This window comes from Methylobacterium sp. P3_A11 (assembly GCF_056403155.1).
Map to the genome: position 1 here is coordinate 27,702 of NZ_JBFUGA010000031.1, position 22,451 is coordinate 50,152.

The following is a 22,451-nucleotide window of genomic DNA, read 5'->3' on the forward strand; positions in this document are numbered from 1 at the left end:
TGAACCAATGATGATCGAGACCGGTGGTGGGCCGTTCACCCTCCGGACGGCGCGGGGCCGGATTCCGCCCGTGTCGCGGAGCCTGCATCGACCTGTTAAGCTGCCTGCGCGTCGCCCGCCGGACGCGATGCGGCGAGTGAAGGGGGAGAGGGCGCGATGGGGCTTCCGGTCGGGCTCAGCGTGTTCGCGGTGGGTGTCGCGGCGCTGGCGATCGTCACCCTGGCGGCAGGCGTGAAGATCGTCCCGCAGGGCTACGTCTACACGGTGGAGCGCTTCGGACGCTACGCACGCAGCCTGGAGGCTGGTCTCGGGCTGATCACGCCGTTCATCGAGCGCGTCGGCCGGCGGGTCAACGTGATGGAGCAGGTGATCGACGTTCCGAGCCAGCAGGCGTTCACCCGCGACAATGCCGGCGTCACCATCGATGCGGTGGTGTTCTACCAAGTGCTCGACGCGGCGCGGGCCTCCTACGAGGTCACGAACCTCGACCTCGCCGCCACGACCCTGACCATGACGAATATTCGCACCGTGGTCGGCTCGATGGACCTCGACCAGCTGCTGGCCCATCGCGACGAGATCAACGAGCGTCTGCTGCGGGTGATGGACGCGGCGGCTTCGCCCTGGGGCGTGAAGATCAACCGCATCGAGATCAAGGACATCGTTCTCCCGGCCGACCTTGCCGGGGCCATGGCCCGCCAGATGAAGGCCGAGCGCGAGAAGCGTGCCTCGATCCTGGAGGCCGAGGGTCAGCGCGCCGCCGAGATCCTGCGGGCCGAAGGGCGCAAGCAGTCGGYCATCTTGGAGGCCGAGGGTCGGCGCGAGGCCGCGTTCCGCGACGCGGAGGCGCGGGAGCGCTCCGCCGAGGCGGAGGCGGCCGCGACCGGCATGGTCAGCCGGGCGATCGCCGAGGGCGACATCGCGGCCGCGAATTTCCTCGTCGCGGAGAAGTACGTCGACGCCGTGCGGGCGATCGCCACGGCGCCCAACCAGCGGGTCGTCGTTGTACCGATCGAGGCGGCGGCGCTGGCGGGGACGCTCGGTGGCATCGGAGAACTGACCCGCTCGGTGTTCGGTGATGGCGCCCCGGCGCCCCGGCGCACCGGGACCCCGCCCAACGTCGCCCCGCCGCGGGCCTGACGCGGGCCATGCTCACATCCGTCGCCGACGCGGTCGCGGCGCTCGGCCCAGCCTGGAGCTGGGTCGTCGCCGGGCTCGTGCTGGCGGGGACCGAGATCCTCGTGCCGGGCGTGTTCCTGATCTGGCTCGGCCTCGCGGCGCTCGCGACCGGTCTCGCCGCCGCAGCGCTGCCCATGCCCTGGCAGGCTCAGACCCTGCTGTTCGCGGCGTTGGCCGTCGTCCTGGTCGGGGTCGCCACCCGTCTGCAGCGGCGCGGCGCCGGACGAGCGGGGTCCGGCCTGAACCGCGCCGACCGCGGCCTGATCGGGCGCGAGGGCTTCCTCGAAGAGCCGATCGTGCAGGGTGCGGGCCGGATCCACTTCGACGATACGCTCTGGCGGGTCGCCGGGCCGGATCTTCCGGCGGGCTGCCGGGTGCGGGTGACGGGCATGACGGGAACGATCCTGCGGGTCGAGGCGGCGGGCGGTCGTCCCTGACCGCGAAGGGGCGTTGCGCGGGCCGGCCGCCCGGTATCAGCCGGGGATCGCAATCCCGGGCCGCCTCGAAAAAGGCCGTGTCTCCCCTCGGAGATCGGGATCAGGTCCGCACCCGCCGCTGGTCGAACCGCCGGACCAGCCGCTGCAGCCGGGGTCGGACGCGGAGGAACAGGCCGTAGAGCCGCTCGAGCAGGCTCAGGACCATGCCGGACCGCGCGAGGAGACCGAGCGGGCGCAGGACCGGGATCGCACGCCACATCGCCGCGAAGGCCGCGGCACCGGTCAGCACGCGCCCGCCTTCCCGCGCGTGGAAACGCGCCAGCATGTCCGCCCGCGACGCGGGACAGGCGCCCGCATTTTCCGCGACGTCGATAAAGGTGATCGCGCCGCGCCGATCCAGCCGGCGCATGAGCGCGATCTCCCGCCGGCAGAGCGGGCAACCCCCATCGAACCACACGACGACCTGTTCCATGACGGGCGATATAGGCCGGCGCCCGCGCGCCCGACAGGCCGCCGCGGGCCGCTCCCCTCGGTACCGAGCCGGCCTTGCGAGCGCCGCCGAGGGCAAAGGCCCCGTCAGCCGAACGCCCCGACCTCGTGCTGGATCATACCGGAGATTTCGCGGACCTGATCGAACATCCGGCGGATCGGCTGGAACAGGTTGGCGTGCTCCGCCTCGTAGGTGCCGACATCCCGCGGCCCCGCGGGCTCGCCGAAGTTTAGGCCGAGCGTCGGATCCGGCGTGATCGGGAAGATCGCGTCGAGGAGCGTCAGGCAGCCGTCGATGTCGAGGCGCAGGACGCGCTCCAGCAGCTGCTCGCGGGAGATGCCCGCCTGCGGCCGGAATCCCGGGATGTGCACCGCCAGGAACCAGATCCGGTGGATCAGGGCCAGCCGCAGCGCGTGGAGCAGGGTCAGCCGCGCCGACATGGCCGGGAGGTCGGGGGCGGCCGCTCGCAGGGCGAGCCAGTCGCGGGTCAGCCGTCCGAACAGGTTGCGGAGGGCGGGGGCGAGATCGAGGCGCTCGAGGGCACCGGAGATCACCACCAGCTCGTCCCGGCGGAAATCCTTCTGCGTGCGCCGCGCCCGCTCCAGCCACACGGCCGGATCGAGGGTGTCGATGTAGGCGCGCAGGACGTCGAGGTCGCCTACGGAGGCCGCGTGCTGCACCAGCCGGAAGGCCCGGGAGAACCGCACCGAATCGCGGCGCATGTCCCGGAACAGGTCCGGGCCGCGCTGGGCGGCCCGGCCGATCCCGTGGAGCGAATTCGCCAGGAAGCCGAGCTGGTGCAGGATCGCGTTGTTGGGGATCGCCCGCATCTGGCGCGGATGGGTGATCCGGGCCGGGCCGCCATTGTCGGACTGGCGCGCCACGGGACGGGAGCCRGTGCGGTCGATCAGGCTCGGGCCGAAGGTGCCGAGCAGGGCGGCGTAGCCCGGATCGTCGACCAGCGCCTCCATGTCCTGGCGGGCCGCGGTGAAGAATTCGAGGGCGAAATCCGGCTCGGAATAGATCGGATCGTCCTTGGGTGCCGACCCCTTCGGATGGTCGTTGAGGGCATAGTCCGAGAAGGTGTCCTCCTCGGTGACGTCCAGCGCGTAGACGTGCTCGGCGATCCGGGCGACGCTCGCCGCCGCCAGCGCCTCGGTGCCGTAGAGCAGGTAGCCGTCGGTACCCTGGAAGCTCGATTCGAGGCGGACCCGGATGCCGGCCTTCCGGGCGCGGTCCCGCGCATCCTCGGGGGCGAGGTAGGCGAGGCGGTCGCGCAGGGAGGTCGGATGCGCGCCGCGCCCGATCGACTCGCCGTGGGTGTCGAAGATCGCCAGCTCGACGTCGGAGAGGCCGTTCTGGACCAGCATCTCGGTGATCCGCAGCCGCAGCCGCTCGATCCAGAAGGTCGCCGCCAGCTGGCCGACGTAGCGACCGGAATCCGAGTAGCCGAACTGCACGGTGAGCCGGCCGATGCGCTTGAGGTATTGGCGCCAGTGCGGGTTGCGCAGGGCGTCGTCGAGCACCCGGATGCCCTGCTCGAGTGCGCTCGCCGTCTCGAACAGCGGCGTGATCTCCAGCTTGTCGGCGATGCCGTAGTGGCGGGCCAGCCAGAGGGCGGCGAGCAGGGTGTAGCCGGTCTCGGTCTCGGCGATCAGGAAGCGCACCGGATGGGTGCCGTCCACGTGCTTGAGGATCTGGGCGATCGTCATCATCAGGCGGGCGGCGGAGGCCCGCTCGGCCGCCAGCGCCCCGAAATCGACGGCGACCGGGCGGACGTCGTTGAGCAGGGCGTGGATGGTCGCGAGATGCGAGCGGCGCCGGGCCGCGTCGGCGGGCTCGCCCTCCAGGTCGATCACCCGGCGGACCGCGTTGTGGATCTGGCTGGCGTTCAGCCGGAAATGCGGCAGGGCGTTCGACAGGCCGTGGGTCGCGACGCCCGCGCGCAGGACGGCGATCCGCCGCTTGTCCGCCGCGTCGTCGGCGGAGTCCAGGGCGGTCGTCAGCCCGGCCACGAGGGCGCCCGCATCGGTCTGGGCACGCTCGCGCTCGATGATGAGCGCCAAGGCGAAGCGGTGGACCGCTTCGAGGGACGGCTTGTCGCCCAGGCGCGGCGCCACCGCGAGCTGGCGGTTCACCGCTGCCAGGGCGTTCTCGGCCAGGGACCGGACCTCGCGGCAGGCGGCGATCTCGGGCAGGTCGCGCATCACCCGGTCGAATTGCATGCGCTTCGAGATCAGGCGGTAGCGCAGGGTGTCCCACCAGCCGATATCGGTGCGCCCGTCCGTGTCGCAGCCGACCCAGCTGGCGATGGCGAACGGGCGGGGCGTCAGCTCCGTCCAGCCTTCCGGCCAGCGGGCGCGGGCGGCGTCGAGAACGGCGCCGTTGAAGGCGTCCAGGGCGAGACGGCCGTTATTGGCCGCTGCGCAGGCCTGCTCGAACTCGACATCCAGGGTGATCGGCGCGTCCGGTCGCGTGGACAGGGCCGCAGCGCGGGCGATCAAGCCGGCACGGGCGCCGGGATCGGGCAGGCTCGCGGCCTCGGCGAGGAGGCCGGCGACGGCCCTCGGCATGCCGAAGGTCGGATGGGCGGTGAACACCACCGCGAAGGCGGTGCGGTGGATCAGGGCCGCGAAGGCCTCAAGGCTGTCGGGCCGGTCCGGGACGGCGGCCACGAGGCGGGCGGGGATCGCCGCCTGGGGATCCTCCGAGCCGCCGTCGAGACCCACATAGGCCCGCAGCCGCTCTGCCCGGGCCGCCAGGGCGGCGGCGCGCAGGCGCACGAACAGGGCTTCCAGGTCGCCCGTCGCGATCTCGTTCCGGTCGAACCGGCGGGTGATCGCGAGGGTCACCGCCAGGACGGGGTTGCGGAACGGGTCCTCCCGGGCCTGATCCCGGGCGGCCTCGATCAGTCCGAGGAGGTGCGCCTCCAGTTCCTCGGGCTCGCGGCTCGGCTCATGCTGCATCGGTCGGTCCCGGCTCCGGTCTGCCCGCATCTACCCGGTCGGGCGAGCCACGCAAGGAGCGTTCCGCGCGCGATCGGGGACTCGACGGGGTGGCGGCGGCCCCACGCGCGGGTTAGAGCTTGCCTCCTCATGGAGCGCCTGTTGATCATCCTGGCTATCCTGGTCTTCGCCGTCGCCCTCGTCGCCGTCGCCGCGATGGCGGCCCGCGGCCGGCGCGAGCCCCTGCGCATGGGCGCCGAACTCGACCATGAGGATGAGAATCTGCTCATCGGATCCATCGGACCCCGCAGGAGTCCGATCGACCGCAGCGCCCAGGTTCTCGATCCACGCGTTCTCGATCTGGAAGCGATTGAATTGGAACCGATCCGGGCGCTCGACCGAACTGAGCGCGGCGAGCCCCGCCGTCGAGACCTGCCGGGAGCCGGCCAATGAGGCCTTTCGCATGCGGAGCAGGCCGGCTGCTGCTGGCCGCCCCCCTGTGCCTGTCGATGGGGCAGGCCGTTCCGGCGGCTCCCGCCGGCAATCCGCCTGCGCCGGCCGCTCCCGCCCAGGCCGCTCCCGCCCAGGCCACACCGGCTCCGGCGCCCACCTCGGAGCCGCCCGCCGCTCAGGCGCCAACGCCCACGCCGGCAGCCGGCCCGCCCCTCGCACAGCCCTGCGGGACATCGGCGGCCCGCTTCGAGAACGGCAAAGGGTTCAAGATGCTGATCACCCGGGCCGGGCAGGTCCGGACGACGAACCCGCTCAGGCCGCTGACGCCCGAGGTGAACGAGGTTCTCCAGGTCGTGATCGCCGGCAAGGTCGCGACCGCCTACGGACCGGACTTCACCACGCTGCGGCGCGGCAGCGCGGCGTCGGCCATCGAGGCGATGTTGGGCGGATCGATTCGCTGGCAGCCGGCGCTGCCGACCTTCCCCGATCCGATCGCGATCGTCACCGAGGAGGGGACGCCCCTGGCGCAGCTCTCCTTCCGCGCCTGCGAAAGCCCGCCTGCCGTCAAGGCTCCCAAGGCCGAGGCTCGCAAGAAGGCGCCCCCCCGGCACGCGGCCCCGAAGGCCGCGGCCCAGAAGACGCCTTCGGGCTTTTCCATGCCGCAGGGGGCGATCGCCGAATAGGCGCGCCTGTTTCTGCGCCTATTTCTGCTTGGCGATGACCTTGTCCTTGATGCCGTCGTAGACGCCCTTTGAGAGGATCTTCTTGGAGACCAGGTCGTCCTTGCCGTGGTAGGGGCGGCCCTTGATGATCGCGGCGGCGCGGGCCGCACCGATGCCGGGCAGGGCGTCGAGTTCCTCGGCGCTGGCGCTGTTGAGGTCGACGAGCACGCCCTTGGCGGCGTTCGGCGAGCCGGCGACCGGCGCGCTCGGGGCCGCGGGCTTCATGGGTGCCGTCGGCGCTGCGGTGGTCGGCGCCTGGGGCGACTGCGCCAGGGCCGGTACCCCGACGAGGCTCGACAGGAGGGCGAGGAGGGCGAGTGTCTTGGTGGAGGAGGCCATGGCGTTCTCCCGAGGGGCACGGCCCGCTCAGCGGTACCGTCGCGTCAGATCTGCGCCGCGCCGCTTGAACCCACGCTTAACGGTTGTGGCCCGGAACCCCTAGCCAGGCGCCGGCGCCGAGGCTATAAGCCCGCCCTCATCCGTATCCCGCGGTGTGCGAGGCGATCCTCGATCGAGGAGCCGCCCGCGCGCCGCTTTGTCCGCGGCGTCACGAAGGATCCAGCCATGGCCGTTCCGAAGCGAAAGACTTCCCCCTCCCGCCGCGGCATGCGCCGCTCGGCCGACGCCCTCAAGGCGCCGACCTACGTCGAGGACAAGGATTCGGGCGAGCTGCGCCGTCCGCACCATATCGACCTCAAGACCGGCATGTACCGCGGCCGTCAGGTCCTGAAGGTGAAGTCCGCAGAGGCCTGAGCTTCGCGAGGGCGGCGCCTCAGGCGAGGCGCCGCGCAGCTTCCGCGTAGCGCGCGGCGGCCACCCGGGTCCGTTCCAGGCGCGACGGCTGCAAGGTCGGGTCGTCGGCCGACAGCAGCTGCGCGACGAAGACGGCCCGGGGTTTCCCGACCGCCGCACGTTCCGCCGACAGAGCCTCCCGCCGCCCGTCGGACTGCCCACCATCGATGACGGTGAGGGCGCGGGCCGTCGGCTGACCCGGCTCCGCGTCTGTCGATGACATCACATCCGGCGCGCGTCGGCCGGGCCGGGCCTGTACCGGATCGAGACGGCTGACTGTTCCGATCCGCACCATGGCCACGCCCTCCGCACGTTTCCGTGCCGGTGTCGCAAAGGTGGGGCCGGCGTTTACTAATCGTCAACCCTTTATCCGGTCGCGCCGACTACCGATTATTTTTTCGCGAGCGCCTCGAGGCGCTGCTGCATCTCCAGCATCTGGCGCTTGAGGTCGTCCAGCTCGCCGCCGGCATAGGCTGCGGGCTGTGCCGCCGTGGTCGGCTGCGCCCCCGTTGCGGGCGGCGCGAACCCCGTGAACATCTTCATGGCGTCGCCGAAGAAGTTCATGTTGGTGCGCACCTGCTGCTCGATCGCGTTCTGGAACGCGGCCGGACCGAAGCTGTGGGCGAACTTCTCGCGCAACCCGTCTTGGTCCTTGGCGAAATTCGCCATGGAGAATTCGAGGAAACTCGGCACCATCGTGCGCATGCTGTCGCCGTAGAACCGGATCAGCTGGCGGAGGAACGCCACGGGAAGCAGATTCTCGGCCCCGGCCTTGTTCTCCTGCTCGAAGATGATCTGCGTGAGTACCGAGCGGGTGATGTCGTCGCCGGTGCGCGCATCGTAGACGATGAAGTCCTCGCCGTTCTGGACCATCGTGGCGAGGTCCTCCAGCGTCACGTAGGTCGAGGTACCGGTGTGATAAAGGCGCCGATTGGCGTACTTCTTGATGACGGTCTGGGTGGCCTTGACGGTATCCGCCATCGGGAACGGCCTTTCTGGACTCGGGACCGGGGGGCGTTGCAGGCGCGCGGTGCAGCCTGACGGGGGCTGTCTTCGCGCCCGCAACACGATCCTTAAAGCCTTCGCCGAGCGCAGAAAACAGCAAACTGCACGTCTTCAACGCAGAATAATGCAGGCTGCTCCCACGCACGAACCGTCTCGATTCCGCAAGTGTGTCGGCGTCGCGATTTAGCGCTTTGAACGGCAACCTTGACTTCGCTGATCCCACGCCCTTCATCCCAAGACCGGCATAGAGCGCGCCCAGCACGACAATGGCGCGCCGGCTCGCGAGAGGAGAACGTTCACATGGCAGGCAGCGAAGAGATCGTCATCGTCGGGGCCGCGCGCACGGCGGTCGGCTCGTTCGGCGGCGCCTTCGGGGCGGTGCCGGCCCACGAACTCGGCGCCACGGCCATCAAGGCCGCCCTGGAGCGGGCCAAGGTCTCCCCGGACGACGTGGACGAGGTGATCTTCGGTCAGGTGCTCACTGCGGGCGCCGGCCAGAACCCGGCCCGGCAGGCCGCCATCAAGGCCGGCATCCCCGAGAAGGCCACCGCCTGGGGCCTCAACCAGGTCTGCGGCTCGGGCCTGCGCACGGTCGCCATCGGCATGCAGCAGATCGCCAACGGCGACGCCAAGGTCATCGTCGCCGGCGGACAGGAATCCATGTCGCTCTCGCCCCACGCGCAGTACCTGCGCGCCGGCCAGAAGATGGGCGACGTCAAGCTCGTCGACACCATGATCAAGGACGGCCTGTGGGACGCCTTCAACGGCTATCACATGGGCCAGACAGCCGAGAACGTCGCCCAGGCCTTCCAGCTCACCCGCGAGCAGCAGGACCAGTTCGCCACGCGGTCGCAGAACAAGGCCGAGGCCGCCCGCAAGGAGGGGCGCTTCAAGGACGAGATCGTCCCCGTGACGGTGCCGGGCCGGAAGGGCGACACGATCGTCGACACCGACGAGTACATCCGTGACGGCGCTACCCTGGAGGCGATGGCCAAGCTGAAGCCGGCCTTCACCAAGGACGGCACCGTGACGGCGGCCAACGCCTCGGGCCTCAACGACGGCGCCGCCGCCCTCGTGCTGATGTCGGCCTCGGAGGCCGAGCGCCGCGGCCTTACCCCGCTCGCGAAGATCAAGTCCTGGGCGACCGCGGGCGTCGATCCGAAGGTGATGGGCACTGGCCCGATTCCCGCCTCCCGCAAGGCCTTGGAGAAGGCCGGCTGGAAGCCGTCCGACCTCGACCTGATCGAGGCCAACGAGGCCTTCGCCGCCCAGGCGCTGGCGGTGAACAAGGACATGGGTTGGGACGACGCGAAGGTGAACGTCAACGGCGGCGCCATCGCCATCGGTCACCCGATCGGCGCGTCCGGCGCCCGCGTCCTCGTCACCCTGCTGCACGAGATGAAGCGCCGTGACGCCAAGAAGGGCCTCGCCACGCTCTGCATCGGCGGCGGCATGGGCGTCGCGATGTGCGTCGAGCGGGCCTGATCGCTCCGGGGCGGCGAGCCTGCTGGACAACTTAGACTTAAGGCCGAGATCACAAAAATTCGCGTGCGGACGCCATCCGCACGCGGCATCACGGGATGCGAACAGGAGGAAACAATGGCTCAAGGACGCGTCGCCCTGGTCACGGGCGGCACTCGCGGCATCGGCGCGGCGATCTCGAAGCGGCTCAAGGACAAGGGCTACCGGGTCGCGGCCAATTACGGCGGCAACGACGAGGCGGCCAACGCCTTCAAGGCCGAGACCGGCATCCCGGTCTTCAAATTCGACGTCGGCGATCTCGCGAGCTGCGAGGCCGGCATCAAGGCGGTCGAGGCCGAACTGGGGCCGATTGAGGTGCTGGTGAACAACGCCGGCATCACCCGGGACGGCGCCTTCCACAAGATGACCTTCGACAAGTGGCAGGCCGTCATCAAKACCAATCTCGATTCGATGTTCACCTGCACACGTCCGCTGATCGAGGGCATGCGCAGCCGCAACTTCGGGCGCATCATCATCATCTCGTCGATCAACGGCCAGAAGGGCCAGGCCGGCCAGACCAACTACTCGGCCGCCAAGGCCGGCGTGATCGGCTTCGCCAAGGCCCTGGCGCAGGAGAGCGCGTCCAAGGGCATCACGGTGAACGTGATCGCGCCGGGCTACATCGCCACCGAGATGGTGATGGCGGTGCCGGAGGAGATCCGCAACAAGATCATCTCCACCATTCCCACGGGCCGCCTGGGCGAAGCCAACGAGATCGCCCACGCGGTCGAGTATCTGGCGAGCGACGAGGCCGGCTTCGTGAACGGCTCGACGCTGACCATCAACGGCGGCCAGCACTTCGTCTGATCGCCAGCGGGCGCGCACGGTTCAGGCCGGCGCGCCCGCATTCGGGTTCGGCAGCGGTTTCCGGCCTTCGACGGGGACGCGCCTGCCGGGCCGCTTGTCCGCCGTGCGGAGCGCGGTCCCATCCCGGCGAGGTCGCATGATCCCGGCTCGGACCCGCCGCTCGAAGGCCGCCTGACGGCCACGCCGATCATCCACCGGTACGGACGACGCCACCGCCTGTGCGGACCGGCATGAGGCCCGACACCGCGGCGCGCGGGCGCTCCGGCGCAGGCCCAGCGATCTATCCCTGCGATCCACGAGTGAAAGCGTGACGAAGGCCCTTCTCGGCGCGCGGTCTCCGGGGCCGGGCGGGATAACGGGCATTGCGGGCACCGATCGGCGCCATCGCCCGCGTGTTCTGAGACACGAACAATTCGACCGGCCTCGTATATCTCTCGTTCCATCGGGTCGCGGAAGGTCGCCCCGACAGTTTACGAGTCCATGGTCATCATGAACAAATGGATTAATGGTAAATTCGGCGTTCAGTTTATCGGTGAGGAACTGGATTGTTATTTGCTAAGCGCATCCGCTCGTGCCGATCGTCCGGCGAGCCCCCGGAGCCGCGCCCGTCCCTCCGTCGCGAAGCTTGGTCTGGCCGCGGCCTGTGTCCTCGGGCTGGCCGCGTGCGTCACGCCGCAGGAGCGCCACGCGATGGATCGGAACCAGTGCGCTGCCTTCGGCTTCGAGCCCGGAACCGACGCCTTTGCCGAATGCATGATGGGGCTCCACCAGGAGCGCGCCGTCGCGCAGGCCAACAGCACCCTGTACGCGCAGGCGCAGCTCGCGGAGCAGAGCCGCCGCCGCGAGGCCCGGCAAGACCTCTACAAGATCGTCAGCCTGCAGCGGAGCGGCGACGCGGGCTTTCCGATCTGCGGAGCGTCGTCCGAGGGCGGCATGGATCGCCGGACCATGACTTGGTACGGCCCGAACTGCCGCGCCCGCTGATCGATATCAGGGAGATCGACGATGTCGGACGTCACCGCCCAGGGACCGGGGAACGCGAGCAAGTTCATCTTCGCCACGACGGCGATGTTCGCGGCCACGATCGGTATGGTCACGCAGGACTGGGGATGGTTTTTCCTGGCGATGCTCGGCAGCGCCGCGGTGCAATGCGTGATCTACATGCCGCTTCAGCGCTCCCGCGGATGGAAGCCGCTCAACTTCGCCCATCTGGGCCATCTCGTCCTGCTGCTGTTCCCGCACTGAGACGCCCATCCCCGGCGGCGCCCCGAGAGGCCGCCGCCTGTCCCTTTGCTCCGGCACGCCGAGACAACCCCTCATGACGCTCGCCCTGATCATCGCCGGCTTCCTCATCGTCAACGTCGCGATGGCCGGCGTCTTCTCCCTCGTAGCCCTGTGGGCCGACTGAGCCGCACCCCTACGGCGCGCCGACGCAGTTGGCGTAGAAGGTCGTCGTCGCAGGCCAGTCGGAGAAGACGCCCAGCACGCCCACCTGCCCGTGCAGGACATCGAGCAGCCGCAGGATGTCGCCGTCGTCGGTGACCACCGGCTTGATCGACTGATAATAGTATCCGCCGCCGCCCTTCAGGGGGCCCGAGCGCTCCAGGGACCACGCGATCAGGCCCAGCCCGGCCGTCTTCGCCGCCCGGGCGTAGGTGGAGGGCTCGATCGTCCCGTCCGGTCCCGGCCGGACCAGCATCCAGAGCGGCGGGGCCAGGATCGTCACGCCTTTCTGCGCCAGCTCAGCCATGCCGGGCTGCCACGTGGCCGGCTTCTCCGGGTCGAAGCCCTTGGCGGTCTCGTCGCGGTCGTCGAGGAAGATCGCCTGGCGGCCGAAATCCGGATCCTTGTCGAGCCAGTACAGGATGTCCCGGAGCTGGAAGCTTTGCGGATAGACGTCTGAGGCCGGGATGCCGGCCTGCCTGTACTCGTCGATCAGCTGCTGGGCGTACATGTCCTGGGTGTAGGTGCCGTCGAACGGCATCGCGACCTGGGGTGCCTTCAACTCGGGCGTGAACTTTCGCCCCATCCCCTTCACGAGCGCGATGTACTCCCTGTGGGTCATCAGCGTGCCGGTGCCGGCATAGAGATCGGTGCGCCAGCGCGGGGTTGCGCTCATGTAGGCTGCGACCGTCGTGGCCTCCGGATCGGCCGCATCCATCTTGCCGTTGAGCGCCTTGAACTCGTCCAGCGTCAGGTCGCTGGTGCAGCACTTGGCCGAGGCCTTGCGCCCGGTCGCCGGATCGGCCGGCGCGAAGCCCTGCGTGCACTTCGCCGCGAATTCGGGCCGGGCCAGGATGTCGGTGGTCGTGTGCAGGTCGCACTGACTGTGGCGGCAGACGAGCTGCCGGTCCTTGGTGAAGGCCACGTCGCACTCGATGATCCCGGCGCCCATCCGGTCGGCAGCGATCAGGCCCTCCCGGGTGTGCTCGGGGAACATCAGCGGCGCGCCGCGATGCGAGATCGAGAAGGTCCTGGGCGTGTAGGTCCGGTTGACGCCGCAGGCTGCGAGCTTGTCCTTCAGGGGGCCGGGCTTGAGCCGGTCGACAAGGTAGAACGGCCGCGGCCCGAGCTGGGCGGCCTCGCCGGCGAGCCCGGGGCTCGCCAGCAGGAACAGACTCAGGCCGATCAAGATCGCACGCATCGCGAACCTCCCCTCTCGGATCGCAGGTAGAGCACCGCGGTGACGACGGCGTGACCCCAGTCTCGCCGACTCGCGAGCCGCGTGATAGCCGCGGGCCATGAGCGCGTCCGCATCGAGTCCCTCCGCCCGCACGCCGGCCGCGACCCTTGCGGGTTTCGGGGCGATCCTGCTGTGGTCGCTGCTCGCCCTCTTCACGGCGGCTTCCGGGGCGGTTCCGCCGTTCCAGCTCGCCGCCATGACCTTCCTCATCGGCGGCCTGTGCGGCTGCGCGACCTGGATCGCCCGGCCGAGCCGCGCCCGTGCGCTGATTCAGCCCTGGACGGTCTGGCTGCTCGGGGTCGGCGGCCTGTTCGGCTACCACGCCCTGTATTTCAGCGCCCTGCGTCTCGCGCCGCCGGCCGAGGCGGGGTTGATCAACTATCTCTGGCCGCTGCTCATCGTCCTGTTCTCCGCACGGCTCCCGGGCTCGGCCGGTCTGCGTCCGGGCCACCTCGCCGGGGCTTTCCTGGGCCTCGCCGGCGTCGCGGCCCTGTTCGCCGGCAGGGGCGATCTCGGCTTCGCGCCGGGCGCGGTGCCGGGCTACGCGGCCTCCCTGGCGGCAGCGTTCGTCTGGGCCGGCTACTCGGTGCTCTCGGCCCGGGTCGGGKCGGTGCCCACGGATGCGGTCGCGGGCTTCTGCCTCGCCACGGCCGCGCTGAGCCTTGCCTGTCACGGCGCCTTCGAGGCGACGGTCTGGCCCGCCGATGCCGCGCAGTGGGGCGCGGTGGTCCTGCTCGGCCTCGGACCGGTGGGCGCCGCCTTCTACCTCTGGGACATCGGCTGCAAGCGCGGCGACGTCCGCCTGCTCGGCGTCACGGCCTATGCGGCGCCCGTGCTCTCGACGCTGATCCTGGTGGCGGCGGGCTATGCCAGCCCGAGCCCGGCGTTGGCGCTCGCCGGCCTGCTGATCGTGGCGGGGGCGCTCGCAGCGGTGCGCGCTTCGCGGGTCGTGCGGCGGGCCTGAGGTGGGACGCCAATCAACTGGACCGTGCGGTGGCTGCTGACGACCCACCTCCGCCGTTCATGCTGACGCGCGCCGATCGCGAAAGCCGACGCACGGACGGTATCCAGTGGGGCTTCCGCGATGCGGATCGAGTGCGTCGAAGCTGTCTCTGGCGCCGTGACCGATCGAGGCTGGACGGTAAGGGCGAGCGGAGGTCAGGTCTTGTCCGGCTCGGTGGTGGGGGCCGCAACAGCTCCGACACCGCCGCTCACTTCCGTTCCCGTATGGGGCGGCACGCCACTAGGCAGTACGGGAGCGGCGGAGGGCTCGTCCTCGACCTCTCCGAGGCTGGCCTCCACCTCGTGTATGAGGTCCGCGAAATCGTATGGCTTGTTGAGCAGGCGTGTGCCCGGCGGCAACGCGCGCTTCAGGTCAGCGCCGGCTCCCGAGGTGACGATGATGCCGACGGCGGGCCAGCGGTGATGAACGAGATGCGCGAGGGCCACCCCATCGCCCACGATGCCACGCCCTGTGATCAGCATGCGTACGGCGGCAATTTCTTCGAGCACCGCCAACGCCTCCGCGGCCGTGCGCACCTCGATGGCCCGAAAGCCGACATCGCTCAGCATGTCGGCCGTGACCATACGGACGAGCCGATCCGACTCCGCGATGAGGATGGCTACAGGTCTGCTGTCGACAGTCATCAAGCCTCCTCTTCTCACACTGACGGTCGTCAGGACGAGGAGCTTCGGAGCACTCCGGCATGGCGATGTCGCGGCTCCGGGGGCATCGGAGCCAGCCTGTATCTTATCGCACCACGAGCGGGATCCCTAATCCGGAAGACGTGCGTTGCAGACGGTGCATCCCATTTGGTTCGGGTAGGCCGACGCAGACCGGCGCGATCGGTCCACCTTGAATGCGCCTTTGGAAGGCCGCTGTTTGCGGCTGTTTTCGACCCGTAACGGCCGTACAGACAACTGTCGGCGTTTCTCGAAAGCGGCCATGATCTCTTTCCGTGCGACCCTGCAACTACGCACTGCGGATGAAGGTCCCGCACAGTTTGCCACTCAGTTGGTTCTTCCGTCAGATTTGGACCAAGATCCGAGCGCTTCAAGCGTGGTCCAACACGTTTAAGGCCCGGCCTGAGGGCCAAGTCTACGATCCGTCTCCGCTCTTGATAAGTTGATCTTTGCCGGTTATATTTTCATAGGTCATTGCATTCAGTGGTGTTAAAAAGCATCTCACCGATCATATTTGACCTTCGCGTCTGATGAGCGCTTACCGCAATGCTTAAGATAATACTAATCCAAATGCTGGCGGTTGCAATTTTCTCGACGGCCGCCGTCGGCGATCAGGGACTTAAGGAAATAAAAGTATCGGTCATCACAAATTTTTCCGAGTCAGATCCTGCGGCTCAAATTCTCGTAAAACAATTTGTAGACACTCTAAACGGTGAAAAATCTAAGGATATATCCATAAAATATGAATACTATTGGTCAAGTGGAAATGTCGAAGCTGTGCGAAGTTACGCCAAGAAAATTGTTTTAAGTCAACCCGACGTGATATTTGCCGCTACGACGCCGGTGGTGCGGTCCCTTCTGCAGGAAACAAAAACAATACCTATCGTATTCGCGACAGTGGCTGATCCAGTCGGCAGCGGATTTGTAGAAAACTTGGCTGCTCCTGGAAAAAATGTTACCGGATTCGTGAATTCAGAAGGCAGTATCGCCGGCAAGTGGGTGCAATATTTGAAAGAATTGATACCCGGAATGTCCTGCGTAACGATGATGTATAATCCTAGCACCGCTCCATACTATAAATACTACGTGTCTCCATTCGAGGAAGCATCGAGATCAATGAATGTGACATCCAGGCTATCTCCTGTTGCCACAGAAAAAGATATCGAAAACACCATAAAAGGACTGTCGGTAGAAAAATGTGGCCTCATTCTCATGAATGACAGCTTTAATTATATACATCGTCGAATAATAAGCTCAACCTCCGAGAAATATGGCATCCCAGTGGCCGCCTATAACAAAGCAACCGCGCAAGATGAGGCACTAGTAGCTTATGGTCCTGAAGAGGCGGACGCGTATAAAAAGGCCGCTGGGTATGCTAAGAAAATAATCGATGGCGCTGATGTGGGAAAGCTGCCAGTTCAGTTCAATACTAGTTTTTACTTATCTATCAATATTCAGAAGGCCAAGAAACTTGGATTAGAAATTCCAGCCTCTTTTCTCTCGCGGGTCGACGAAGAGGTTGAATGAATCTGCATGGCATTTGAATGAAGTGGGCAGGCTTCGACGTTTTCCCGCATGTGACAGTGACGTCCGCTCCGACGCACGTGACGCTCGGAAGCGGACCAACCGAAATCCAGCCCTCTCAGACATCCACGCGTTCACCACACGTGGCGCAGACCCTAACCCCGCGGCGTCGGCCGCCAGTCCGGCGGCGCCATCTCGAACCCCGAGAATTCGAAGCCCGGCGACACCGTGCAGCCGACGAGCGTCCAGGCGCCGAGGCTGGTGGCGGTCTGCCAGTGGCCGGCCGGGACGACGCAGTGCGGGCGCTGGCCGGCGGCGAGATCCGGTCCGAGATGCCGGGCCTCGGCATCGTGCCCGTTCGGGCTCGTGGTGATCACGAGCGGCGCGCCAGCATGCCAGTGCCAGATCTCGGTGGCGTCGACCCGGTGCCACGCGGAGACCTCGCCGAGATCCAGCAGGAAGTAGATCGCCGTGCCGACCGAGCGGCCGTCCACCGTCCGGGGATCGCGGAAAGTCTCGCGGTAATGGCCGCCCTCGGGATGCGGTTTCAGCCCCAGCGTCGCGATCACTTCGGCTGCCGTCATGGTCCGCCTCTCCTTCCGCCGCGCCGGCCGCTTGCCGGCCCTTGGCGCCGATGGTACCGGCCGAAAAACCCGCAAGGTCCGAAAACGATGCCGAGCCCGACCGTACGCCTCCACCACGGCGACCTGCCCGCCGATTACGACGCGGGCCGGGCGGTGGCCATCGATACCGAGACGCTCGGGCTCAACCCGCACCGGGACCGGCTCTGCGTGGTGCAGCTCTCCACCGGCGACGGCACGGCCGACATTGTCCAGATCCCGCAAGATGGTCCGGAGCCGGTCGTGCTCAAGGGCATCCTGGCCGATCCGGCGGTCGTCAAGATCTTCCACTTCGCCCGGTTCGACGTCGCGGTCCTGTTCAAGGCGTTCGGGGTGATGCCGGCGCCGGTCTACTGCACCAAGATCGCCTCGAAGCTCGCCCGGACCTACACGGACCGCCACGGCCTGAAGGACGTGGTCCGCGAACTCGTCGGCGTCGACCTGTCGAAGCAGCAGCAATCCTCGGATTGGGGGGCCGACAGCCTGTCGCAGGCGCAGCTCGATTACGCGGCCTCGGACGTGCTCCACCTCCACGCGGCCCGCGACCGGCTCGATGGGATGCTGGCCCGGGAGGGGCGAAGCGACCTCGCAGCGGCCTGTTTCGCCTTCCTTCCGACCCGTGCCCGCCTCGACCTCGACGGCTGGCCCGAGACCGACATCTTCGCGCATACCTGAGGATGCGGGGGACACGCGCACGTCCTGCGTCGCGTGAGACTTTCCTGTCACCGCGCCGCGACGCGTCGCTGGTAGGTTGCGGCTGTCGGCGCCTTCGGGTGCCGGCCAGGCCCTCCTCGCCGGTCGCCAACCCGATCAGGCCGACGAGGAGGGCTCGTCCCAGTCAGGTCAGTGTCCGCGTGCCCGACGGCGTGGTGATCCGGGCCGTGAAGCGGGGGAGGGCGCCCCGTGCGAGGTGCGGCGGGTCGCCGAGGCCCAGCCGCCCGTGGAGCGCCGCCACCCCGTCCGGATCCGGATGGGCCAGCTCCACCGCATCGAGATGCACCCCCAGATCCGGCATCCCCCGGGCGGGGTTGCCCCGCGGACCCCACGCCATCACGCAGGGCGCGGCGCCGTCGGCCGGCCACGCCCCGTCCGGACGCAGGCCGAAGCGCCACGACAGGTCCCCGCGGGTCATGGTGGCGGCCTGTCCGAGCAGGGCGCCATGGGCGGCGAGAACGCCATCGAGATCGTCCGTCCGGGCGACCAGGCCGCGCAGCCGACGTCCCGCCTCCCAATCCGCCCGCACCTGTCCGGCGTCATCGAGGCCGAACCAGCGGGCGCCGGACGGCGGTGGCGCCTCGGGATCGACGGCGATCACCTCGAGGAACAGGGCTTCGCCGAGGCGCAGAAGGTGGTTGCGGGTGCCCAACTCGCGATGGCGTCCGCCCTCCGGCATCACGAGGCCAAGGCAGTCGCGGACATGGGCCACGCCCTCCGCGAGGTTGGGGGCGACGACGACGAGGTGGTCGAGGGTGAGCATCGGCCAGGCTCCGTGCGACCCCTCCAGCTTACACTTTGGGCCGGCAGGCATGCCACGGGCCGCGCCGGTCTCCGCCGTGCCCGCGTCCCGGCCTGCATGCCTCAGGATGCGCGGATGGATCGGCTGACTCTTGAACATCCATGAAAAAGGCCGGAACCCCGTGAGAGGCCCCGGCCCGGGAGAGGATGGCGGGCCGGGCATCGCGCCCGGCCCCTCTCACCTCACAGCGAGTAGTACTGCACGAACTCGATCGGGTGCGGGGTCATCTCGTAGCGCAGCACCTCGGTCATCTTCAGCTCGATGAACGAGTCGATCTGGTCGTCCGAGAACACGCCGCCCTCCTTGAGGAAGGCCCGGTCCTTGTCGAGGCTGGCGAGCGCTTCGCGGAGCGAGCCGCACACGGTCGGGATCTTCTTGAGCTCCCGCGGCGGCAGCTCGTAGAGATCCTTGTCCATGGCCGGACCCGGGTCGATCTTGTTGCGGATGCCGTCGAGGCCGGCCATCAGCAGCGCTGAGAAGGCGAGGTAGGGGTTCGCCATCGGGTCGGGGAAGCGGACCTCGACGCGCTTGGCCTTCGGGCTCTTGGTCCACGGGATGCGGCAGGAGGCCGAGCGGTTGCGGGCCGAGTAGGCCAGCAGCACCGGCGCCTCGTAGCCCGGCACCAGGCGCTTGTACGAGTTGGTCGACGGGTTGGTGAAGGCGTTGAGCGCCTTGGCGTGCTTGATGATGCCGCCGATGTACCAGAGGCATTCCTGGGAGAGGCCGGCATACTTGTCGCCGGCGAAGACCGGCTTGCCGTCCTTCCATATCGACTGGTGGACGTGCATGCCCGAGCCGTTGTCGCCGTAGACGGGCTTCGGCATGAAGGTCGCGGACTTGCCGTAGCTCTGCGCGACGTTGTGGATGCAATACTTGTAGATCTGCATGTGGTCGGCGAGCAGGGTCAGCGTGTCGAACTTCATGCCGAGTTCGTGCTGGGCCGAGGCCACCTCGTGGTGGTGCTTCTCGACCTTCACGCCCATGGACTGCATGGCGGCCAGCATCTCGCCGCGCATGTCCTGGGCCGAATCCTGCGGCGGCACAGGGAAGTAGCCGCCCTTGGTCTGCACCCGGTGGCCGAGGTTGCCGCCCTCGTAGTCGGTGAAGCCGTTGGTCGGCAGCTCGGTGGAATCGAGCTCGAAGCCGGTGCGGTAGGGGTCGGCGCCGAACTTCACGTCGTCGAACACGAAGAACTCGGCCTCGGGGCCGACATAGATCGTGTCGCCGATGCCGGTCTGCTGCAGGTAGGCCTCGGCGCGCTTGGCGGTGCCGCGGGGGTCGCGGCCGTAGGGCTCGCCCGTGGCCGGCTCCAGCACGTCGCAGACGATCGACATCGTTGCGGCGGAGAAGAACGGGTCGAGGGTGGCGGTCACGGGGTCGGGCATCAGCAGCATGTCGGACTCGTTGATCGCCTTCCAGCCGGCGATCGAGGAGCCGTCGAACATGGTGCCCTCGTCGAAGATCTCCTCGTCGATGAGCGACACGTCGAACGTGACGTGCTGCCACTTGCCGCGCGGGTCGGTGAACCGGAAGTCCACGTAGCGCACGTCGTTGTCCCGGATCGTCTTCAGCACCTCGGCCGCTGTGGTCATCGTGGGCATCCTCCAGGGATCTCTGAAACGTCTGTCGTGCGCACCCGCATCCAGTCGGCTACGCCGGCAAGCGGCGCTTGATATCCGTCGCGGGCGTCTGTTGCCACCCGCGTGGCGCCGGAATCGGCCGACCGGTGAAACGTTTGCTCCGCGAATGCGCCCGATCTCGAAAGCGTGAACGCGTCCATCCCCGTCTAGGGCGTCGTCCTCTCGCTGCAAAGGCGTTTCTGGCACGCTCCGTGCAAAGGCGGCATCGGCCGTCGTGGAGGCGGCAAGCCGTTCGCGTCTTCCCGGGTTGCCCCAGGTCGCGCATCGATACGGACGAGAGAACCGGAATGACCAAATATAAGCTCGAGTACATATGGCTCGACGGGTATACGCCGACCCCGAACCTGCGCGGTAAGACGCAGATCAAGGAATTCGACAGCTTCCCGACCCTCGAGCAGCTCCCGATGTGGGGCTTCGACGGCTCGTCCACCAAGCAGGCCGAGGGCGGCAGCTCCGATTGCATGCTCAAGCCCGTGCGCCACTTCCCCGACCCGGCCCGCAAGAACGGCGTGCTGGTGATGTGCGAAGTGATGATGCCGGACGGCGTGACCCCGCACGAGTCCAACAAGCGCGCCACGATCCTGGACGATGCCGGCGCCTGGTTCGGCTTCGAGCAGGAGTACTTCCTCTACAAGGACGGCCGCCCGCTCGGTTTCCCGGCCTCCGGCTACCCGGCGCCGCAGGGCCCGTACTACACCGGCGTCGGCTATTCGAACGTCGGCGACGTCGCCCGCAAGATCGTCGAGGAGCACCTCGACCTCTGCCTCGAGGCCGGCATCAACCACGAGGGCATCAACGCCGAGGTGGCCAAGGGCCAGTGGGAGTTCCAGATCTTCGGCAAGGGCTCCAAGAAGGCCGCCGACGAGATGTGGATGGCCCGATACCTCCTGCAGCGCCTCTGCGAGACCTACGGCATCGACGTCGAGTACCATTGCAAGCCGCTCGGCGACACCGACTGGAACGGCTCGGGCATGCACTGCAACTTCTCGACCGCGTTCATGCGCGAGCACGGCGGCAAGGCCTATTTCGAGACGCTCATGGAGGCGTTCAAGAACGCCCGCGAGGAGCACATCGCCGTCTACGGTCCGGACAACCACATGCGCCTGACCGGCAAGCACGAGACCGCCTCGATCCACGAGTTCTCGTACGGCGTGGCCGACCGCGGCGCCTCGATCCGCGTGCCGCACTCCTTCGTCAACAACGGCTACAAGGGTTACCTTGAGGACCGCCGTCCGAACTCCCAGGGCGACCCCTACCAGATCGCCTCGCAGGTGCTGAAGACGATCGCTTCCGTGCCGACTGAGGCCGCCGCAGCCGCGTAAGTCGCGCGGGGGGCATCACGCGCCCCACGTCAAGTCAACTAAGCCGGGCTCTTGAGTCCGGCTTCGTCGTGTTCAGGCTTCGGGATTCCGCCGTGGCCGCCATGGCGGCAAGGGCCGCCTCGCCTCAGGAGCGGCGTGGGCGGTCGTCCTCGCGGATGGCCGCCTCGTGATACCACGCGCCGCCGAAGCTCGGCGTCGGCGCCGGCTTCGCATCCGGACTCGTCCGGGGCGCCACGCGCACGCGCCGGAACGCGGACAGATCGTAGATCTTGGCAGTCTCGCGCGGGTCCGTGACGGCCATCGCACATCCTCCTGCATCGGGTTCACGCGGCCGATGATCCCGGCCGTTCCCGATGATGTGGGGTGCGGAGAGCGGCGCTCCATAGCGAGGAACGCCGATGCCGGACATTCGCGCAGTGCGAAATCTTAGGCAGTGCCCGGAAAAGACGGTTCCGAGGGGCGGGACCGCGGGACGATGCGGGTCAGATCGCGTCCGTGCCGGTCTCACCAGTGCGGATGCGGATCGCCTCCTCGATGGTCGAGACGAAGATCTTGCCGTCGCCGATGCGGCCGGTCTGGGCCGACTTGCGGATCGCCTCGACGGCGCCCTCCACCAGCGCGTCGGACAGAACGATCTCCAGCTTCACCTTTGGCAGGAAGTCGACCACGTATTCGGCACCCCGATAGAGTTCCGTGTGGCCCTTCTGGCGGCCGAAGCCCTTCGCTTCGATCACGGTGATGCCCTGGAGGCCGACCTCCTGGAGCGCCTCCTTCACCTCGTCGAGCTTGAAAGGCTTGATGATCGCTTCGATCTTCTTCATGCCGCTCGGGCCTGCGCTGCGGTGTCCGTCATTTCTAACATCCTCGTGACGCCTCCGCCATGCCGTTTTCTTGGCGTGTCCGATGATAGTGCCCATTTCCTGTGCGATCTACGCACATCCTTCGGGCGATTGGCGGGTTTTTGGCGAAATTTTAGTCAGGACTGATCGGTGCGCGGGCAAAGGCGGAGACGGATATGCGGTTGTTGACGGTCGCGGCCATGCGGCGGGTCGATGCCGCGGCGATCGCGGGTGGTGTGCCCGGCATCCGCCTGATGGAGGCGGCCGGGGCGGCGG

Annotated in this window: 25 protein-coding genes; 13 read left to right on the forward strand and 12 right to left on the reverse strand. The window is 68.0% G+C overall.

Going from position 1 to position 22,451, the window contains the following annotated elements; all coding sequences use genetic code 11:
- Nucleotides 1-156 precede the first annotated feature (156 nt).
- Both AC1DXK_RS12255 and AC1DXK_RS12260 read left to right on the forward strand, forming a co-directional pair.
- Entirely contained in the window at nt 157-1,137 is a 981-nt protein-coding gene (locus AC1DXK_RS12255) for an SPFH domain-containing protein (RefSeq protein ID WP_477297884.1), read from the forward strand.
- Nucleotides 1,138-1,145: 8 nt separating this feature from the next.
- Nucleotides 1,146-1,613: an NfeD family protein gene (locus AC1DXK_RS12260; RefSeq protein ID WP_457105820.1), complete on the forward strand. Its 468-nt coding sequence runs from the start codon at nt 1,146-1,148 to the stop codon at nt 1,611-1,613.
- A gap of 100 nt (nt 1,614-1,713) precedes the next feature.
- Here the strand turns inward: AC1DXK_RS12260 and AC1DXK_RS12265 are convergent, their stop codons facing one another.
- Nucleotides 1,714-2,085 carry a thiol-disulfide oxidoreductase DCC family protein gene (locus AC1DXK_RS12265; protein ID WP_457105821.1) on the reverse strand — a complete coding sequence of 124 codons (372 nt, stop codon included), beginning with the start codon at nt 2,083-2,085 and terminating at the stop codon, nt 1,714-1,716.
- 104 nt (nt 2,086-2,189) lie between these two features.
- A complete protein-coding gene (locus AC1DXK_RS12270) occupies nt 2,190-5,069 on the reverse strand; it encodes a phosphoenolpyruvate carboxylase (protein WP_457105822.1) in 2,880 nt (959 codons plus the stop codon).
- Nucleotides 5,070-5,210: 141 nt separating this feature from the next.
- Between AC1DXK_RS12270 and AC1DXK_RS12275 the strand changes: the two genes are divergently transcribed.
- Both AC1DXK_RS12275 and AC1DXK_RS12280 read left to right on the forward strand, forming a co-directional pair.
- Complete coding sequence (locus AC1DXK_RS12275) at nt 5,211-5,501, forward strand: hypothetical protein (protein ID WP_457105823.1); 291 nt, start codon at nt 5,211-5,213, stop codon at nt 5,499-5,501.
- The gene (locus AC1DXK_RS12280; RefSeq protein ID WP_457105824.1) at nt 5,498-6,184 is read left to right on the forward strand and encodes a hypothetical protein; all 687 of its coding nucleotides are present in this window, start codon (nt 5,498-5,500) and stop codon (nt 6,182-6,184) included. Before AC1DXK_RS12275 ends, AC1DXK_RS12280 begins: the two co-directional genes overlap by 4 nt.
- Nucleotides 6,185-6,202: 18 nt before the next feature.
- Here AC1DXK_RS12280 and AC1DXK_RS12285 read toward each other — a convergent pair whose 3' ends face one another.
- Nucleotides 6,203-6,562 carry a helix-hairpin-helix domain-containing protein gene (locus AC1DXK_RS12285; RefSeq protein ID WP_457105825.1) on the reverse strand — a complete coding sequence of 120 codons (360 nt, stop codon included), beginning with the start codon at nt 6,560-6,562 and terminating at the stop codon, nt 6,203-6,205.
- Nucleotides 6,563-6,787: 225 nt separating this feature from the next.
- On the opposite strand from AC1DXK_RS12285, the gene rpmF reads away from it, so the two are divergent.
- On the forward strand, nt 6,788-6,976 hold the full coding sequence (rpmF, locus tag AC1DXK_RS12290; protein ID WP_003601373.1) for a 50S ribosomal protein L32: 189 nt from the start codon (nt 6,788-6,790) through the stop codon (nt 6,974-6,976).
- A 19-nt stretch (nt 6,977-6,995) separates the two neighbouring features.
- Here rpmF and AC1DXK_RS12295 read toward each other — a convergent pair whose 3' ends face one another.
- Together AC1DXK_RS12295 and phaR are read right to left on the reverse strand one after the other, a co-directional pair.
- Nucleotides 6,996-7,238 (reverse strand): hypothetical protein, encoded by a 243-nt coding sequence (locus AC1DXK_RS12295; RefSeq protein ID WP_457105826.1) that lies wholly within the window; start codon nt 7,236-7,238, stop codon nt 6,996-6,998.
- A 167-nt stretch (nt 7,239-7,405) separates the two neighbouring features.
- On the reverse strand, nt 7,406-7,996 hold the full coding sequence (phaR, locus tag AC1DXK_RS12300) for a polyhydroxyalkanoate synthesis repressor PhaR (protein WP_457105827.1): 591 nt from the start codon (nt 7,994-7,996) through the stop codon (nt 7,406-7,408).
- Nucleotides 7,997-8,320: 324 nt separating this feature from the next.
- On the opposite strand from phaR, the gene AC1DXK_RS12305 reads away from it, so the two are divergent.
- From AC1DXK_RS12305 to AC1DXK_RS12320, 4 genes are all read left to right on the forward strand, one after another.
- Entirely contained in the window at nt 8,321-9,505 is a 1,185-nt protein-coding gene (locus AC1DXK_RS12305; RefSeq protein ID WP_457105828.1) for an acetyl-CoA C-acetyltransferase, read from the forward strand.
- Nucleotides 9,506-9,619: 114 nt separating this feature from the next.
- Nucleotides 9,620-10,348 carry an acetoacetyl-CoA reductase gene (gene phbB, locus AC1DXK_RS12310; protein WP_477297891.1) on the forward strand — a complete coding sequence of 243 codons (729 nt, stop codon included), beginning with the start codon at nt 9,620-9,622 and terminating at the stop codon, nt 10,346-10,348.
- A 480-nt stretch (nt 10,349-10,828) separates the two neighbouring features.
- Nucleotides 10,829-11,332, forward strand: a complete 504-nt coding sequence (locus tag AC1DXK_RS12315) for a hypothetical protein (RefSeq protein WP_457105830.1) — start codon at nt 10,829-10,831, stop codon at nt 11,330-11,332.
- Between the two features lie 21 nt (nt 11,333-11,353).
- Entirely contained in the window at nt 11,354-11,593 is a 240-nt protein-coding gene (locus AC1DXK_RS12320; protein ID WP_457105831.1) for a hypothetical protein, read from the forward strand.
- 172 nt (nt 11,594-11,765) lie between these two features.
- Here AC1DXK_RS12320 and AC1DXK_RS12325 read toward each other — a convergent pair whose 3' ends face one another.
- On the reverse strand, nt 11,766-12,992 hold the full coding sequence (locus AC1DXK_RS12325; protein ID WP_457105832.1) for a glycerophosphodiester phosphodiesterase family protein: 1,227 nt from the start codon (nt 12,990-12,992) through the stop codon (nt 11,766-11,768).
- Nucleotides 12,993-13,089: 97 nt separating this feature from the next.
- On the opposite strand from AC1DXK_RS12325, the gene yddG reads away from it, so the two are divergent.
- Entirely contained in the window at nt 13,090-13,995 is a 906-nt protein-coding gene (gene yddG, locus AC1DXK_RS12330) for an aromatic amino acid exporter YddG (protein WP_477297894.1), read from the forward strand.
- Between the two features lie 194 nt (nt 13,996-14,189).
- On the opposite strand, the gene AC1DXK_RS12335 is transcribed toward yddG, so the two are convergent.
- A complete protein-coding gene (locus tag AC1DXK_RS12335; RefSeq protein WP_457105834.1) occupies nt 14,190-14,678 on the reverse strand; it encodes a response regulator in 489 nt (162 codons plus the stop codon).
- 606 nt (nt 14,679-15,284) lie between these two features.
- On the opposite strand from AC1DXK_RS12335, the gene AC1DXK_RS12340 reads away from it, so the two are divergent.
- Complete coding sequence (locus AC1DXK_RS12340) at nt 15,285-16,241, forward strand: ABC transporter substrate-binding protein (protein ID WP_457105835.1); 957 nt, start codon at nt 15,285-15,287, stop codon at nt 16,239-16,241.
- Between the two features lie 152 nt (nt 16,242-16,393).
- On the opposite strand, the gene AC1DXK_RS12345 is transcribed toward AC1DXK_RS12340, so the two are convergent.
- On the reverse strand, nt 16,394-16,822 hold the full coding sequence (locus AC1DXK_RS12345) for a cupin domain-containing protein (protein WP_477297897.1): 429 nt from the start codon (nt 16,820-16,822) through the stop codon (nt 16,394-16,396).
- Between the two features lie 87 nt (nt 16,823-16,909).
- On the opposite strand from AC1DXK_RS12345, the gene AC1DXK_RS12350 reads away from it, so the two are divergent.
- On the forward strand, nt 16,910-17,533 hold the full coding sequence (locus AC1DXK_RS12350) for a ribonuclease D (RefSeq protein WP_457105837.1): 624 nt from the start codon (nt 16,910-16,912) through the stop codon (nt 17,531-17,533).
- A 163-nt stretch (nt 17,534-17,696) separates the two neighbouring features.
- Here the strand turns inward: AC1DXK_RS12350 and AC1DXK_RS12355 are convergent, their stop codons facing one another.
- Nucleotides 17,697-18,335 carry a VOC family protein gene (locus tag AC1DXK_RS12355; protein ID WP_457105838.1) on the reverse strand — a complete coding sequence of 213 codons (639 nt, stop codon included), beginning with the start codon at nt 18,333-18,335 and terminating at the stop codon, nt 17,697-17,699.
- Between the two features lie 221 nt (nt 18,336-18,556).
- Nucleotides 18,557-19,966, reverse strand: coding sequence for a type I glutamate--ammonia ligase (glnA, locus tag AC1DXK_RS12360; protein WP_238194911.1), 1,410 nt, complete (start codon nt 19,964-19,966; stop codon nt 18,557-18,559).
- 335 nt (nt 19,967-20,301) lie between these two features.
- On the opposite strand from glnA, the gene AC1DXK_RS12365 reads away from it, so the two are divergent.
- A complete protein-coding gene (locus AC1DXK_RS12365; protein WP_477297899.1) occupies nt 20,302-21,336 on the forward strand; it encodes a glutamine synthetase beta-grasp domain-containing protein in 1,035 nt (344 codons plus the stop codon).
- A 124-nt stretch (nt 21,337-21,460) separates the two neighbouring features.
- Here AC1DXK_RS12365 and AC1DXK_RS12370 read toward each other — a convergent pair whose 3' ends face one another.
- Together AC1DXK_RS12370 and AC1DXK_RS12375 are read right to left on the reverse strand one after the other, a co-directional pair.
- On the reverse strand, nt 21,461-21,637 hold the full coding sequence (locus tag AC1DXK_RS12370; protein ID WP_457105840.1) for a DUF2735 domain-containing protein: 177 nt from the start codon (nt 21,635-21,637) through the stop codon (nt 21,461-21,463).
- A gap of 181 nt (nt 21,638-21,818) precedes the next feature.
- Nucleotides 21,819-22,157: a P-II family nitrogen regulator gene (locus AC1DXK_RS12375; protein WP_003600526.1), complete on the reverse strand. Its 339-nt coding sequence runs from the start codon at nt 22,155-22,157 to the stop codon at nt 21,819-21,821.
- Nucleotides 22,158-22,451: the final 294 nt, after the last annotated feature.